This is a genomic window from Actinomycetospora endophytica (genome assembly GCF_021026375.1).
GTDB lineage: Bacteria > Actinomycetota > Actinomycetes > Mycobacteriales > Pseudonocardiaceae > Actinomycetospora > Actinomycetospora endophytica.
Window position 1 is genome coordinate 672,096 of the sequence record NZ_JAJNDB010000002.1, and the last position, 15,114, is coordinate 687,209.

The window sequence follows — 15,114 nt, forward strand, 5'->3', positions numbered from 1 at the left end:
CCGTCAGCGGTTGCTCGTCGTGCCCGGCCGCTGCGGAACCGCCGCGATCACGGCGTCGAGGTTCTCGTAGCGGCCCTCCGGGAGATGGGCCAGCGCGGTGAGGGTGGCGTCGTCGATCTCGCCCCGGTCGGTCGCGTACTCCACGAGCTGGTTGCGATCGGCCGGGAAGTCCTTGCCCTGCAGGGCCTTGCGCACCCGTGCGTCGTCGCGGTCGGTCATCGTCGTCCTCCTCGACTCGAGGCCCGTCCGCGGGCTGTCCGGCAGCCGCCGGGCCGTGGCGTGTGGCTGCCCGTCGCGAGGCGACGCCCACACCTGCCCCTGTCGGGCGGGCGTCGCGGCCGGTGGTCGATGAGAGTGGGGAGACGTGACCACCTCATCGGCCCGCCGGGAACCACGCGCGGCCGCCCCGTCCGCCGGCGGGCCGCTGCTCGCCGTCGCGGTCCTGCTGGTCGCGCTCAACCTGCGCGGGCCGATCGTCGCCGTCGCGCCCGTCGTCGACGCGATCCGGGCCGACCTCGGGGTGTCGGCCGCCGTGGCCGGCCTGCTGACGAGCCTGCCCGTGCTCGCCTTCGCGGTGGCCGCGCCGCCCGCCTCCTGGATGATCGGTCGACTCGGGCCGGAGCGGGCGATGCTCGTCGGGCTGGCCGTGCTCGGCGTCGGGACGCTGCTGCGCTCGGCGGACGGGATCGCGGGAGCCCTCGCCGGGACCGCACTGATCGGGGCGGGCATCACGGTCGGCAACGTCGTCGTGCCCGTGGTGATCGGCCGGGACTTCCCGCACCGCTCCGGCGCGCTGCTGGGCGCCTACACGGCGACGATGAACGTCGGCTCGATGATCACGCTGTCGATCACGGTGCCCCTGGCCGACGGCGTCGGGTGGCGGGTCGCGCTGCTGGCGTGGCTGGTCGTCGCGGTCGCCTCGGTCGTGCTCTGGACGGTGGCGACCCGCCGCCGTCGGCCCGGCGCCGACGCCGTCGTGCCGGCCGCCGGGGACGAGATCGGGGGACCGGCCCCGTGGCGGCGCCCGGTCGGCTGGTTGTTGGTCGTGGCGTTCGCCGGCCAGTCGTTCAGCTACTACGGGCTCACCGCGTGGCTCCCGGAGATCCTCGCCGACCTGCGCGGACTCGGCGCGGGGAGCGCGGGCGTGGCGTCCTCGCTGTTCCAGATCTTCGCGGTCGCCGGGGCCCTGGCGACGCCGTTGGTCCGGAACCGGACGGGCAGCCTGCGCCTGGCGTTCGTGCCGGTCGCGCTCGGCTGGCTGGCGCTGCCCGGTGGACTGCTCCTCGCCCCGGCGGCCTGGCCGCTGTGGTGCTCCCTCGGCGGTGCCGCCCAGGGCGGCGGGTTCTTCGTGTTCTTCTCCGCGGTGCTCGCCGCGTCCCGCACCACCACCGAGAACCGCCGCCTCGGCGCGTTCATGCAGACCGGCGGCTACGCGATCGGCGCCCTGGGGCCGACGGTCGTCGGCGCGCTGCACGGGACCGGCGCGGCCGCGTGGGATCCCGCCCTGGCCCTCGTGCTCGCCGCCCTCGTGGTCCTGACGGCGTCCGGATGGGCCGCGACCCGACCGCGGACCTGACGACGACGGCCGCCGCCCCCACCAGGGACGGCGGCCGCGTCAGGTCGCCACGAAGGCCGGGTCAGGTCTTCCGGACCTCGGTGAGGTTCGCGTAGACGATGACGTTCGAGAGGTAGTTGTGGTCGGCCTTGTCGAGCACGCCGCCGCACGTGATCAGGCGAAGCTCGGCGTCCGGGGTGTCCCCGTACACGTCGTTCGACGGGAAGTTCGCCTTCGGCACGGTATCGACGTGCGAGACCGTGAAGACCGCGGTCTGGCCGTCCGCCCGGTCAACGAGGACCTGGTCGCCGGCCTTCACCCGCTCGAGGTCGATGAATATGCCCGGCTTCCCGTCCCCGTTGATGTGCCCGAGGACGACGGCCGGACCGAGTGCGCCGGGGGTCGGGCTCTTGTCGTACCAACTCGCCTGCATCGGCGTCGAGAGCGGCGGGACAGCGAGCTCACCATCCGCCTGGAGCCCGAGCGGGATCAGTGACGATGACGCGTTGATCGAGGGCACCGTCACCCGCGTCGGTGCCGACGAGGCGAGCAGGATCGGCCCGCCCGCGCTCTTGCCCGTCCCCGTCGAGAGCCCGACGACGAGGGCGATCAGGCCCAGGAGGACGACGATCGCGATCGAGATCTTGTTGGCCGCCGAGCCGGTGCGGATCTCTCCCCTGGGGGGAGTCTCGAGTCTGGTGCTCATCGCGCCTCCCGCCTTCCCCTCACGGACCGTACGAGCCGTCGCCGGTGTCCACGCCGCCCTTGGGCATGGTGGTCACCTGGGACACCGAGACCGGCGAGTCGCCGGATGAGCAGGTGCAGTAACGGTGACCGTAGCCGCTGTCCCAGTAGTGATTGCCGGAGTAGCTCTTGCCCGGCCCGTAGTACTGCGGTGGCGCGTAGATGATCTCGGTGCTCGGGCCTGAGGTGGTCGTCGTGCCGGGCAGGGACGGCAGCGTGAACCCGAGAGAGCCGCAGAAGGTGGCCGCGGGGCTGCTCAGCGCGGACGAGAGGCCCGTGGCGTCGAGCTGGCTCAGGGCGCCGACCACCTGGTTGCAGGCGTCGGTCGCCGAGGTGCCGGAGAGACTGCTGAGGTCTCCCAGTCCGGGGATCGTCGGGATGGTCGACGGGAACGTCGGGAACGTGACGCTGCTGGGGACCGACACCAGGGCGTTCGGGCTCAACGGGTTCGCGGACGACGAGCCCGTCCCCGGGTCGAGCGCCTCCGTCGGCAGGATCGCCGACGACCCCGGCATCGAACCGGACGAGCCGGTGCCGCCGGTCGGGGAGGACGAGCCATCGGAATCCGAGCTACTGCCCGGATCGGAGGTTCCTGAGCCGGACGGGCTCTGCGAGGTCCCGGACGAGCCGCCGGTCACGCCGCCGAGGAGTCCGCCGACCGGGTCGCTGGGCTGGGAGCTTCCGCCACTGCCCTCGTCGGTGGCCACCGACGCACGGACCTGAGCGCTGGCGACGCCGGACCACATGAGGCTCGTCAGGAGGAGGGCCGCGGCTACGGCGATCGTGCGTGTGACGGTCCTGCGCCGCCCTGGTCTCATCTGACACCTGTCCCTGTTCGGACGATCACGACACCGGACCTGTCGGAGACAAGATGTCGTGCGTTACACCTGAACGAGGGAGACGTTGCGCTGGTTGGTCACGTTTTGGTGACAGCTTCGCGGGCAGATGCCAAGAACAGCGCGTCCGTCCGTCCCTGACGACTCCTCCACCGGTCGCGGAGGGTCAGAATCGACCGCTCCGTCCCGTCCGGGGGCAGGAACACCAGGTAGAGGCACCAGATCGCGATGCTGAAGAAGCCGACCATGATGAAGACCTCGATGCCGAGGTGCATGAGGAACCCGGCGCCGAGGACCCAGGGCCGGGCCCGGCGGTTCCAGACGAAGAGCCCGATCGACAGTTCGGTGAGCAGCGTGCCGAAGGTGAGCCACTCGACGAGCAGCCCGGAGCCCGCCACGAACTCCGGGCTGGGCATCCGCAGCTGGTCGAGCATCCGGAGCGCGAACGACAGCGCCGTCCCGTTGCGCCAGACGTCTCCCTGGAGCTTCGCCCAGACCGCGGCCAGGTAGATCACCGACAGCTGCACCTGGAGCATCCGCATCGCCCAGGGCGCCCGCCGCGGGAACTCCCAGAAACGCTCCGGCTGCCGGCGCCACCGGTCCCAGGAGAGGCTCGCGCCGGAGGGCGCGAACACCAGGTACACGGCCATCACCCGCAGCAGGATGTCGCCGGAGTTCAGCACATACGGGTCGCGGCGCTCGAGGGCGATGAACCCGACGAGCAGGACGACGGCGGCCACCCGGGGGGAGGCTCCCGCGGCCAGCGCGAGCGCCGCGAGCAGCGTCACCATCCAGACGACCGCGACCGCGGGCACCGAGTTCAGCGTCGTCAGCAGCCCCCACTGACCGGCGCTGACGGCCGGCGGGGTCGGGAGCACGCCGTCGGGCCCGTAGAACACGAACAGGTGCGGGAGCTGGGTCAGGGTCCAGAGGGCCGCGACGACGCCGTACACGATCCGGAAGACGGCGAGCGGCGCCGTCGACTCCGGCGTGAAGAAGAAGCCGTCCCACGCGTCGCGGACCCGGCCGCCGACGCGCCGGATCCCGCTGGCCGCACTCACTGTCCGACCCCGATCGAGAAGAACGCGTGCTCGGCCCACGGGCTGCGCGCGGGCCCGCCGGGCGGTCGGCTCACCGAGGAGATGTTGACGAGGGTGACGACGGCCGGGTCGTGCCCGGCGGCCCGGTCCTGATCGGCGATCCAGCGGGCGTAGGGCGCCCAGCGCTCACGGTTGTCGGGCCCGTTGAGCAGCGTGTCGGCGTAGCGCTGCCACCGGTAGTCCCAGTACTCGGCGAGGCCGTGCTGGATGGGGGTCGGGTGGACCGAGGTGGTGCCGTCCCGCTCGAGGACCCGCGCCTCGAGGTATGTGCTCTCCTGCCGCGGCGAGGGGGCGTAGACCGCCCAGCCCTGGTCGAGGCCGACCACGTTCGCGATCGGGGCCGTGACGTGCTGGAGCGCCCGCTTGGTGATCGAGTCCGGCATGTTCACGACGAGCACGGTGCCGAGCAGGACCACGATCACGACGCTGATCAGGGCCCGGCCGCGCGGTGAGCGCTCCAGCCGGTCCGCGAGGTCGTCGTCGCTCTCCGCCGGTGCGTCGTCGGCGACGGCGCCCCCCTCGGAGGGACTGCTCATGCGTTCTCCGCCCCGCTCGATCGCCCAGGACGCGCGGAACTTAGCAGCGTCATCCCTGGGGTGGTACGGATGGCAGAGCCGAGGACGTCGACCCCCTGGAGGGCACCGTGGCCGAGATCCTGCAGCACTGGGCGGGCGGGAAGCCGCTGGCGAGCAGCGGGGACCGGACCGGCGACGTGACCGACCCGGCGACGGGCGCCGTCACGAAGCAGGTCGCGTTCGCCTCGCCCGACGACGTCGAGCGCACGGTCGCCGCCGCGCGGGACGCCTTCCCGGGCTGGCGCGACACCTCGTTGAGCCGCCGCACCCAGATCGTCTTCCGGTTCCGCGAGCTGCTGAACGCCCGGGCGGGTGAGCTCGCCGCGATCATCACCGCCGAGCACGGCAAGGTCCTCGCCGACGCGGCGGGCGAGGTCGCCCGCGGTCAGGAGGTCGTCGAGTTCGCCTGCGGCATGCCGCACCTGCTCAAGGGGTCGGCGAGCGCGAACGCCTCGAGCGGCGTCGACGTCCACTCGATCCGTCAGCCGCTCGGCGTCGTCGGGATCATCTCGCCGTTCAACTTCCCGGCCATGGTGCCGATGTGGTTCTTCCCGATCGCCATCGCCGCCGGCAACACCGTCGTGCTCAAGCCGAGCGAGAAGGTGCCGAGCGCCGCGCAGTGGATGGCCGAGCTGTGGGCCGAGGCGGGCCTGCCCGACGGCGTCTTCAACGTGCTGCACGGCGACAAGGTCGCGGTCGACGGGCTGCTGACCCACCCCGACGTGAAGAGCCTGAGCTTCGTCGGGTCGACCCCGATCGCCCGCTACGTCTACGAGACCGGCACGGCGGCGGGCAAGCGCGTCCAGGCCCTCGGCGGGGCCAAGAACCACATGGTCGTCCTGCCCGACGCCGACCTCGACCTCGCCGCCGACCAGGCCGTCAACGCCGGCTTCGGCTCGGCGGGGGAGCGCTGCATGGCGATCTCCGCCGTCGTCGCCGTCGGCCGGGCGGGTGACGCCCTCGTGGAGCGGATCGCCCAGCGGACGACGGGGCTGCGCACCGGCGACGGCCGGCGGGGCGCGGACATGGGGCCGCTGGTGACGGCCGCCGCGCGCGACCGGGTCGGCGGCTACGTGGACGCCGGCGAGGCGGCGGGCGCGAGCCTCGTCGTCGACGGCCGGGGGATCGTTCCCGACGCCGAGGGTGAGGGCTTCTTCGTCGGCCCGACGCTGTTCGACCACGTCACCACCGACATGTCGATCTACACCGACGAGATCTTCGGACCGGTGCTGTCGGTGCTGCGCGTCGAGACCTACGACGAGGCCGTCGCGATGATCAACGCCAACCCGTACGGCAACGGCACCGCGCTGTTCACCAACGACGGCGGCGCGGCTCGGCGCTTCCAGCAGGAGGTGGAGGTCGGGATGATCGGGATCAACGTGCCGATCCCGGTGCCGATGGCCTACTACTCCTTCGGCGGGTGGAAGAGCTCGCTGTTCGGCGACACCCACGCCCACGGCACCGAGGGCGTGCACTTCTTCACCCGCGGCAAGGTCGTCACCTCCCGGTGGCCCGACCCGGCGTCGCCCGAGCACGGCGGCGGGGTGGACCTCGGTTTTCCGACCAGTGGTTGATCCGGGTTCGGTTTACCGCAGTGTGACAGGCGGGTAACTGGCAGTGGCGTGGAGCACGGCTGCTCCAGCGGACTCCGCCGGGAGGTCGCGATGTGGTGGAACTCCGTGGTGGGGCTGGGCCTCGAGCAGGCCGGCCGCGCGACCATCGGGCTGTCCGGTCTGCGACACCGCTCCGTCGGGACGCAGGAGGCCGTCGACCACCCCGGCGAGGGCCCGGTCGTCCTGCTCGGCGGGCTCGGGGAGACCCGGCCCTGTCTGGAGCCGATGACCCTCTGGCTCACCCGCCTCGGGTACGACGTCACGCCGTACACGATCGCCGCGGGGATGGGCTGCTCCCAGCGCACCGTCACCTCGCTCACGCGCCGGGTCCGCGAGCTCGCCGACCAGGCCGGGCAACCGGTCCGGCTCGTCGGGCACAGTCGCGGCGGCCAGTTCGGGCGGGCGGTCGGGGTCGAGGCGCCGGAGGCGGTGTCCCACCTGGTGACCATCGGGACGCCGTTCGACCTCTGGGGTCTCTCGCCGCTCATGACCTTCACGGCGTGGGCGCTCGGTGCGGCCGGGACGGTGGGCGTCCCGGGACTCTTCGGGCTGAACTGCCTTGTCGGGCACTGCTGCGCGGGGTTCCGGGACGCGCTGCGCGCCCCGTGGCCCGAGGACCTGCCGTTCACCAGCATCTACAGCCGCTCCGACGGTGCGGTGCCCTGGCGGTCCAGCCACGACCCCTACGCCCAGAACGTCGAGGTGTCCCACGGGCACGTCGCCCAGCTGACCTCGGCCGCCACCCAGCGCGCGGTCGGGGCGGCGCTCGCCCGGGCCCCGCACGAGCGCCTCGACGTCGCGGCCTGAACGCCGGCCGCCCTGGTCGACACGGTTGACCGACAGGTAGCTTGATCGGCACCCGCGGCAGGGTGGCCGCGCCGCCGTCTCCGGCCGGAGAGGGGTCACGATGTGGTGGAACTCCCTGATGGGGCTGGGCCTGGAGCACGTGGGCCGGGCGACGATCGGCGTCACCGGGCTGCGGCATCGCTCGGTGGGCCGCGGCGAGGCGATCGAGCACCCCGGGAGCGGCCCGGCGGTCCTCGTCGGCGGGTTCGGTGAGACGCGGCCCTGCCTCGACCCGATGGCGCAGTGGCTGACCCGCCTCGGCTACGACGTCGTCCCTTACACCCTGGGTGCGGGGATGGGCTGCTCGCAGCGCACCGCCGAGTCGCTGGTCCGACGGGTCCGCACGCTGGCCGACCGGACCGGGGAGCCGGTCCGCCTGCTCGGCCACAGCCGCGGCGGACAGCTCGCCCGCGGGGTCGCCGCGCTGGCGCCGGACGCCGTCTCGCACCTGGTGACGATCGGGACCCCGTCCAGCATGGCCGGCCCCTCGCTGCCGATGGCCGCGGTGCTCTGGGGGTTCGCCGCCGCCGGCTCGCTCGGCGTCCCCCGGCTCTACGGGCTGGGCTGTCTCGCCGGGAGCTGCTGCGCGGAGTACCGCGCCGCCGTCACCGCCCCGTGGTCGCCCGACCTGTCGTTCACGAGCATCTACAGCCGCGCCGACGCCGCGGTGTCGTGGCGGGCCTGCCGGATCGCGGGGGCGCGCAACGTCGAGGTCCCGAGCGGCCACGTCGCCCAGCTCACGGCCGCGAGCGTGCAGCGCGCCGTGGCCGAGGCGTTCGCCCTGCCGGCCGGTGCCGCGGCGGTCGTCGCCGCCTGATCACGGAGGGCTCGCCCGCTTCGTCCGGTTCGTCGGGTCCGGTCACGAGGGTGTGACGCGCGGTTCTGGGACCTGTCACGGAGCGCGCTCATCGTGGTCGGCGCCTCACCCCGGATCTCGATCCGGGACGCGCCGAGCCGCTGGAGCACACCGTGACGTCATCCGCGCCCGCGCGGGACGCCGTCCACCCCGTGGACGAGGTCCTGCCGCTGCCACGCCTGCTGGTCCTGGGCCTGCAGCACCTGTTCATCATGTACGCCGGGGCCATCGCGGTCCCGCTGATCGTCGGCCCGGCGGTGGGTCTCGACGAGTCCGACATCGCGATCCTGGTCAGCGCCGACCTGCTCGTGTGCGGGATCGCGTCGATCATCCAGTCGGCGGGCATCGGGCGGATCCTGGGTGTCCGGCTGCCCGTCGTCGCCGGCGCGACGTTCACCGTGCTCAACCCGATGATCATCATTGCGACGTCCTACGGCGGCCGCGACGGGCTGCCGTACGTCTACGGCGCCATGATCGTCGCCGGCATCTTCGGGCTGGTCATCGCGAAGCCGTTCTCGATGATCATCCGCTTCTTCCCGCCGCTGGTCACCGGCACGGTCATCGCGATGATCGGGCTCTCGCTCATCGGCGCCAACATCGGGCTCATCGCGGGCGACAAGACCTCGACCTTCACCGCGAAGATCCCCGAGCTGGACGCCGCGGGCCGGCCCTTCCTGGACTCCGACGGCAAGGTCGCCGAGATGATCAACCCGGACTCCGGGCAGGTCTCGCACATCGTCCTGGCCGCGGTCGTCGTCGTGCTGATCGTGGCGTTCGCCCGCTTCCTGCGCGGCTTCCTCGGGCAGACCTCGGTGCTGCTCGCGATCGTCATCGGCACGATCATCGCGATCCCGATGGGCCTCGTGGACTTCTCGGCGGTCGGCTCGAGCGGGTGGTTCGGTATCGCCCAGCCGTTCCACTTCGGCCCGCCCAAGTTCGCCGCCGCCGCGATCATCTCGATGTGCATCGTCATGCTGGTGACCTACGTGGAGTCGACCGCGGACATGCTCGCCGTCGGTGAGCTGACCGGCCGCGACCTGAGCCCGAACGACCTCGCCCGGGGCCTCGCCGTCGACGGTCTCTCGGCGTTCCTCGCCGGGTTCATGAACTCGTTCCCGGACACCGCCTACGCCGAGAACGTCGGCCTGGTGAGCATGACCAACATCAAGAGCCGCTGGGTGGTGACGGTCTGCGGCGTCGGCCTGGTGATCCTGGGCCTGGTCCCGAAGGTCGGCGCGATCGTCGCGGCGCTGCCCGGCCCGGTGGTCGGCGGCGCGGCGACGGTGATGTTCGCGATGGTCACCGCGGTCGGCATCCGGACGCTGCACAAGGTCAGCTTCGGCGGGCCGAACAACCACAACCTGCTGATCATCGCGGTGTCGTTCTCGATCGGGCTGATCCCGACGATCCAGCCGGACTTCTATCAGCACTTCTCGTCCGACTTCCAGGTCATCTTCGGCTCCTCGATCACGTCCACGGTCATCGTCGTGTTCGTGCTCAACCTGATCTTCAACCACTGGTTGCCGAACTTCCCGCGCAAGGCGGGCGCCGTGGAGGCCGCCGTCGAGGCGGGAGCGGTGAGCCCGGAGCAGGAGGGGGTCATCCAGCGCACCGAGGCGTGAGCCGCCCGCCCCGCCCCCTCACGGGTCAGCCGGCGACGGGCGGGGCGCCGCCGAGGTGGCGCGCGAAGAAGTCCAGGAGGATCTCCGCGCGGGCCACCCGGTGGCGCGGGGAACCGGCGCGGGAGAGCTCGTGGCCCTCGTCGGGGAAGCGCCAGTACTCGACGTCGCGGCCGAGCAGGCGCAGCGCGAGGTAGAGCTGGTCGGCCTGCTCGGGCGGGCAGCGCAGGTCGTCGTCGGAGTGCAGCAGCAGCATCGGGATGTCGATGTCGGCGGCATAGGTCACCGGGGAGAGCCGGGTGTAGAGCTCGGGCCGGTCGAGGTGGGTGAGCCCGCCGAACTCGTAGCGGAAGAAGCCCGCGGCGTCGGACCCGCCCCACTCCAGGGAGAGCAGGTTGTTCGCGGCCCGCTCGCTGCAGGCCGCCGCGAAGCGGTCGGAGTGCGCCGCCAGCCACGTCGTCATGAACCCGCCGTAGGAGCCGCCGAGCAGGCCGACGTGCGCCGGGTCCAGCGCGGGGTCGTGGGCCAGGGCGGCGTCGAGCGCGGCGACGACGTCGTCGGCGTCGACCCCGCCCCAGCCCGTCCCGGGGGCCTCCGGTGCCTCCGCCGGGCGGATGGACCGCAGGAACGCCTCGGTGTCGCCGGTCGAGCCGTGCGGGTTGCACCAGACGACGGCGTACCCCGCGCCGGTCCACAGCGCGAACTCGTCGAACCACGCCGTCGGGTACTGCGTCATCGGCCCGCCGTGGACCGAGACCAGCACGGGCACGCGGTCGCCGGCGCCCACCCGCGGGCGCAGCAGCCACACGTCGATCTCGCCGCCGCCGGGCGAGGGGACCCGGAGGTGCTCCGGCACGGCGCCGGGCACGTCGCGGTGGAAGGCGGCGGACAGCGAGGTCAGCCGGGTCTCGACGCCGCCGCGCACCGCGGAGAGCTCGGGGCGCTCGGTCGGGGACGTCGAGACGGCCGCGAGCGTTCCGGCGGCCTCGTCGTATTCGACGACCGCGCGGGTCCCGCCAAGGACCGGCCCCGGCACCGAGGAGCCGTCCGTGCGCACCCGGCACAGCGGCTGGGTGCCGTGGTCCTCGACCGCGAAGAGGAGCTCGTCGTCGCCGCGCCAGATCGGGGCGCGCAGCCCGATCATGGGCGCGGCCTGTCGGTCGAGGCCGTCGGTGAGCACCGTCGGGTCGCCACCCGCCGTCGGGACCGTGGCGACGCGGCCGAACGACGGCGCCACCGTCGTCTCCTCGGCCAGCACCGCGATGCGGGAGCCGTCGGGGGAGAACGACGGGTGCGTCAGTGAGGTCGTCAGCTCCCCGGTGAGCGGGCGCAGCTCGCCGGCGTGCTCCCCGTCGACGTCGACGAGGTGCAGGGCCTCGACCATCCTCAGGTCGGCGTCGGGGAGATCCCGCACCGTCGACACCGCGAGTGTCCGGCCGTCCGGCGACCAGGCGGGTGCGCCGAGGTCGTACCGGTGCGCGACCAGCAGGCGCGGCGGGGCGGGGGTGTCGGTGGCGACGACGAACAGCGCCTGCGGCCGGTCGACGATCCAGCCCTCGCCGTCGAGCTTGGGAAAGAGGCGGTCGATGCGCCGGGGCGGCTTCCAGCCGGTCGGCTCGGCCGGTGCGGTGAACGGCGCGGCCCCGGGCCGCGGTTCGCGCGAGACGAACGCCAGGGACGCGCCGTCGGGCGACCAGGCGAGCCCGGCCAGGGGCTCGGGCCGGTCGACCAGGGACACCGGCTCGCCCGGCTCCCCGACCGGCATGACGAGGAGCTGGTGGCGGCCCTCCGCGGAGCGGGTGAAGGCCAGCCGGGAACCGTCGGGGGACCAGGTCGGGTTCCCGTCCGTGGCCTCACCCGCGGTGAGCGGCCGCGCGGCCGACGAGCCGTCGGCCGGGGCGAGCCAGACGGCGCTGCGGTAGCGGTCGGCCTCCAGGTCCACACGGGTCACGACGACGGCGATGCGCGTCCCGTCGGGGGAGACCCTCGGCGTGCTCGGCGTGACGAGGCGTCCGATGTCGGCGGGCTGCACGGCCCGCGACGCTAGCGGTCCGGTCCGCGGCGCCGCCGGGGGATTCCGACGGTGGTCTTCCGTCGCGGCGCCCGGCGGGGTGAGGATCGCGGCCGTGGACGCGACGAGCACGCTGGACGAGGACGACCGGACCCGCTGCCTCGTCGAGGCCGAGCAGCACGCCGCCGAGCTGTTCGCCGAGATCGACCGGCGCGGGCTGATCAGCCCCGGGCGGTGGGAGTCGGAGGTCAGCCTGGCGGTGCGGGACCTCGGCGCGGACCTGTTCGGGACCTCCCAACACTGGCACAAGCGCGTGGTGCGCTCCGGGGAGAACACCCTGCAGCCCTACCAGGAGAACCCGCCGGACCGCCGGATCGGCGAGGACGACATCGTGTTCGTCGACCTCGGGCCGGTGTTCGCCGCGTGGGAGGCCGACGTGGGCCGCACCTTCGTGCTCGGCGACGACGCGCGCAAGCACCGCCTCGCCGCCGACCTGCCGCGCGTCTGGGAGGCGGGCAGGGCGTTCTTCGACGAGCGGCCCGACGTCACCGGCGAGGAGCTCTACGCGCACATGGGTGAGCTCGCCCGCGAGGCGGGATGGGAGTTCGGCGGGCCGCACAGCGGTCACCTGGTCGGCGAGTTCCCGCACGAGCTCATCGACGCCGAGCGCCTCCACAGCTACATCACGACCGGCAACGACACCGCGATGCACCGCGCGGTCGACGCGGCCGGGCGCCGGTGCCACTGGATCCTCGAGGTGCACCTCGTGGACCGCGAGCACCGCATCGGTGGGTTCTTCGAGCAGCTGATGGGCTGAGCCGCCGGTCCGGTCAGCGGTACCGGGCCGCCGGCGAAGGGCACCTGGCGCACGTCGATCTGGAGTCGCGCGTGCCTGGCGTACTCCTGATCACCGACCAGCCGACCCCGCCCCATACGAGGGGCATATGGCGCAGCTTCCGGCCGACTGCGGGGTGCGCAGCGTGCTGATGATCTTCGCGTCGGCCCGGGTCGGCGCGGTCAGCGGTCGGTGCGCTCGCTCGGGTACCGCTGGGTGCCGAAGCCCGCCTCGCTGCCGTTGTTCCCGCCGGTCCGGTGCTGCTGCGGGCCGTACTGGCCGGCCTGGCTCGGCCCGAAGCGGGCCTGGCCGGGGACGCTGGTCTCCTTGCGGACCTGGCGCAGCGCGGTGTCGAGGTGGCGGCGGTAGCGGCCGTGCGTGCGCTCGTCGATGAACGTCGCGGCCTGGTCGGCGTACCGGTTGACCTTCTCCGGGTTCTGCCGGGCGTACTGGCGGGCGGCGGCCACGGCGGCTCCGAGGGCGGCCACGCGACGCATCAGGGCCATCTGCTGCACCAATCCGGTCGGGGCGGCCCCGGCACAGGGGCCGGGACGGGACTCCTCCTGGGTACCACGATCCGGTGTGGGAGGACCGGGCGGGCCCGGCGTCGTTCCGCCTCCCGATCGATCGGACGCCAGCCGATCGGACACCATTCTTCGGCGAAAATATCGTGGATTTCCCCGGAATTGGCACAAGAGTAGCCGGGCAGCACACCTCCGGGTCTGGGGGGGTGACCCGGATTTCGTCGGGGGGAGACGTTGCTGCCCGGCTACCAGAACAGAGTATTCCCCCCGTGGTCGGCCAACAAGACAGCAGGGCTGTGAAAGTCGTGTGGGCTTCTCGTGCAGCGGCTGTCCGGCCGTCGCACCGCCACCATCAGCGGAAACGTGTCGGACGCGCACGGTCGGTGATCGGAACGTCAAAGGGCGGTCGAAATGCGGAACGTGTCTCGTCGCGTTCCGTGGAAGCCGAAAACCCGCCCGCTCGTGATCCGTTTCCTCGGTGTCGCACCGGGAATCGCGTTCCCGGATCGGTCCAGCATCAATGAACAGGTACCGGAGGTCCCTACGACTTCGTGTCCCGGCCCACACTCCGAAGGCGCCACGCGTGGCCCGGGCGGGCCGTGGTGCGCCTGGGCCCGCACCCGGGTAGGACAACGGATCGTGACCGACGGTGAGGACGCGGCGGCGTTCACCCTGCAGGACGTGACGGTCAGACGGGCCGCTCCGGAGGGCGGCGGGGACGCGCGCGTCATCCTCGACGGCGTCGACGCCGAGATCCCCGCGACGGGCACGACGGTGCTGTGGGGCCCCTCGGGAGCGGGGAAGACGACGCTGCTGCGGCTGCTGGACCGCCTCGACGTCCCCGACGGCGGCGTCGTCCGCTACCGGGGCACCCCGCTCGACGACCTCGATCCGCTGGCCCTGCGCCGCGAGGTCGGCATGGTGTTCCAGCGCCCGACGCCGTTCGCCGGCACCGTGCGCGACAACCTCCGGGTCGCCGCCCCCGACGCCGGCGACGAGGTCCTGGGCCCGCTGCTCGACGAGCCCACCTCCGCCCTCGACGCGGAGCCGACCCGCACCTTCGAGCACACCGTCGCCGCCCTCGCGGCGGACGGCCTCACCGTGGTCTGGGTCAGCCACGACGCGCCGCAGGTTCGGCGGGTGGCCGACCGGGTGCTCGAGGTCGCCGACGGCCGGGTCCGGTCGCGGGACGCCGCCGAGCTGGAGGACGAGAACGCATGACGGTGAACTGGGCCGGGACGGCCTTCTCGCTCGTCCTCGTCGCGGTCGCGGCGGGTCTCTCGCTGTACTGGGGGCTCGGCCTGGAACGCAGCATCGTCTGGGCCGCGCTGCGGGCGGGCGTCCAGCTGCTGCTCGTCGGCGGGATCCTCGTGCTGCTGCTGCGGCCGGGGACCTCGCTGTGGTGGTCGTGGCTCTGGGTGGCCGCGATGCTGGGCTACGCGACCTGGACGGCGAAGCAGCGCGCGCCCGGCGTGCCGCGGATCGTGCCGCTGGCCCTGACCGCGTTCGTCGTCGCGACGGCGCTGACGATGGTCGTGCTCTTCGGCTTCGGGGTGTTCAGCCTGGCGGCGCGCACGCTCGTCCCGATCGCGGGCCTCGTCGTCGGGAACGCCATGACCTCGACGGTGCTGGCCGCGCGCCGGATGCTCGAGGAGTTCGCCGACAAGCGCGACGAGATCGAGGCCCGGCTGGCGCTCGGTCAGCCGTCCCGGGACGCCGCCCGGCCCTACGTGCGCGGGGTGCTGCGCTCGGCGCTGTCCCCGCAGATCGAGACGACGAAGGCGACCGGGCTGGTGTTCCTGCCCGGCGCGATGACCGGGCTGATCCTCGGGGGCGCGGACCCGATCTCGGCGGTGCTGGTGCAGGTCGTCGTCATGTTCCTCGTGCTCGCGTCGGCGTCCACGACGACGACCGTGGTGGCGCTCGGGCTCTCGCGCCGGCTCTTCACCGCCGACCACCGGCTGGTCCGGGTGGCGCGCTCGGCGACGTGAGCACGGGCC

The 15,114-nt window shown here is 73.0% G+C and carries 16 protein-coding genes; 9 read left to right on the forward strand and 7 right to left on the reverse strand.

What is annotated here, in order from left to right; genetic code table 11:
• Positions 1–3: 3 nt before the first annotated feature.
• A complete protein-coding gene (locus LQ327_RS14080; RefSeq protein ID WP_230734513.1) occupies positions 4–219 on the reverse strand; it encodes a DUF2795 domain-containing protein in 216 nt (71 codons plus the stop codon).
• A 145-nt stretch (positions 220–364) separates the two neighbouring features.
• Between LQ327_RS14080 and LQ327_RS14085 the strand changes: the two genes are divergently transcribed.
• Positions 365–1,576, forward strand: coding sequence for an MFS transporter (locus LQ327_RS14085; RefSeq protein WP_230734515.1), 1,212 nt, complete (start codon positions 365–367; stop codon positions 1,574–1,576).
• 61 nt (positions 1,577–1,637) lie between these two features.
• Here the strand turns inward: LQ327_RS14085 and LQ327_RS14090 are convergent, their stop codons facing one another.
• Together LQ327_RS14090 and LQ327_RS14095 are read right to left on the reverse strand one after the other, a co-directional pair.
• Positions 1,638–2,261, reverse strand: coding sequence for a class F sortase (locus LQ327_RS14090; RefSeq protein ID WP_230734517.1), 624 nt, complete (start codon positions 2,259–2,261; stop codon positions 1,638–1,640).
• A 19-nt stretch (positions 2,262–2,280) separates the two neighbouring features.
• A complete protein-coding gene (locus tag LQ327_RS14095; RefSeq protein WP_230734519.1) occupies positions 2,281–2,724 on the reverse strand; it encodes a hypothetical protein in 444 nt (147 codons plus the stop codon).
• On the opposite strand from LQ327_RS14095, the gene LQ327_RS14100 reads away from it, so the two are divergent.
• Positions 2,702–3,022 (forward strand): hypothetical protein, encoded by a 321-nt coding sequence (locus tag LQ327_RS14100; RefSeq protein WP_230734521.1) that lies wholly within the window; start codon positions 2,702–2,704, stop codon positions 3,020–3,022. The genes LQ327_RS14095 and LQ327_RS14100 overlap by 23 nt on opposite strands.
• Positions 3,023–3,215: 193 nt before the next feature.
• Here LQ327_RS14100 and LQ327_RS14105 read toward each other — a convergent pair whose 3' ends face one another.
• The gene (locus LQ327_RS14105; RefSeq protein ID WP_230734524.1) at positions 3,216–4,196 is read right to left on the reverse strand and encodes an HTTM domain-containing protein; all 981 of its coding nucleotides are present in this window, start codon (positions 4,194–4,196) and stop codon (positions 3,216–3,218) included.
• On the reverse strand, positions 4,193–4,771 hold the full coding sequence (locus tag LQ327_RS14110) for a hypothetical protein (protein WP_230734526.1): 579 nt from the start codon (positions 4,769–4,771) through the stop codon (positions 4,193–4,195). Before LQ327_RS14110 ends, LQ327_RS14105 begins: the two co-directional genes overlap by 4 nt.
• A gap of 107 nt (positions 4,772–4,878) precedes the next feature.
• Here LQ327_RS14110 and LQ327_RS14115 point away from each other — a divergent pair, with 107 nt between their 5' ends.
• The 4 genes from LQ327_RS14115 (at position 4,879) to LQ327_RS14130 (ending at position 9,747) form a co-directional block, all read left to right on the forward strand.
• Positions 4,879–6,384 carry a CoA-acylating methylmalonate-semialdehyde dehydrogenase gene (locus tag LQ327_RS14115; RefSeq protein ID WP_230734528.1) on the forward strand — a complete coding sequence of 502 codons (1,506 nt, stop codon included), beginning with the start codon at positions 4,879–4,881 and terminating at the stop codon, positions 6,382–6,384.
• Between the two features lie 90 nt (positions 6,385–6,474).
• Positions 6,475–7,230: an alpha/beta fold hydrolase gene (locus tag LQ327_RS14120; RefSeq protein WP_230734530.1), complete on the forward strand. Its 756-nt coding sequence runs from the start codon at positions 6,475–6,477 to the stop codon at positions 7,228–7,230.
• A 100-nt stretch (positions 7,231–7,330) separates the two neighbouring features.
• A complete protein-coding gene (locus tag LQ327_RS14125; RefSeq protein WP_230734532.1) occupies positions 7,331–8,086 on the forward strand; it encodes an alpha/beta hydrolase in 756 nt (251 codons plus the stop codon).
• A 152-nt stretch (positions 8,087–8,238) separates the two neighbouring features.
• The gene (locus LQ327_RS14130) at positions 8,239–9,747 is read left to right on the forward strand and encodes a nucleobase:cation symporter-2 family protein (RefSeq protein ID WP_230734534.1); all 1,509 of its coding nucleotides are present in this window, start codon (positions 8,239–8,241) and stop codon (positions 9,745–9,747) included.
• Between the two features lie 25 nt (positions 9,748–9,772).
• On the opposite strand, the gene LQ327_RS34760 is transcribed toward LQ327_RS14130, so the two are convergent.
• A complete protein-coding gene (locus LQ327_RS34760; RefSeq protein ID WP_230734536.1) occupies positions 9,773–11,776 on the reverse strand; it encodes a S9 family peptidase in 2,004 nt (667 codons plus the stop codon).
• A gap of 94 nt (positions 11,777–11,870) precedes the next feature.
• On the opposite strand from LQ327_RS34760, the gene LQ327_RS14140 reads away from it, so the two are divergent.
• Positions 11,871–12,572 (forward strand): M24 family metallopeptidase, encoded by a 702-nt coding sequence (locus LQ327_RS14140; RefSeq protein WP_230734538.1) that lies wholly within the window; start codon positions 11,871–11,873, stop codon positions 12,570–12,572.
• Between the two features lie 200 nt (positions 12,573–12,772).
• Here the strand turns inward: LQ327_RS14140 and LQ327_RS14145 are convergent, their stop codons facing one another.
• On the reverse strand, positions 12,773–13,096 hold the full coding sequence (locus LQ327_RS14145; protein ID WP_230734540.1) for an antitoxin: 324 nt from the start codon (positions 13,094–13,096) through the stop codon (positions 12,773–12,775).
• A 657-nt stretch (positions 13,097–13,753) separates the two neighbouring features.
• Between LQ327_RS14145 and LQ327_RS14150 the strand changes: the two genes are divergently transcribed.
• Both LQ327_RS14150 and LQ327_RS14155 read left to right on the forward strand, forming a co-directional pair.
• Positions 13,754–14,335: an ATP-binding cassette domain-containing protein gene (locus LQ327_RS14150; RefSeq protein WP_230734542.1), complete on the forward strand. Its 582-nt coding sequence runs from the start codon at positions 13,754–13,756 to the stop codon at positions 14,333–14,335.
• Positions 14,332–15,105 (forward strand): ABC transporter permease, encoded by a 774-nt coding sequence (locus LQ327_RS14155; protein WP_230734544.1) that lies wholly within the window; start codon positions 14,332–14,334, stop codon positions 15,103–15,105. The genes LQ327_RS14150 and LQ327_RS14155 overlap by 4 nt, the downstream gene beginning before the upstream one ends.
• Positions 15,106–15,114 lie beyond the last annotated feature (9 nt).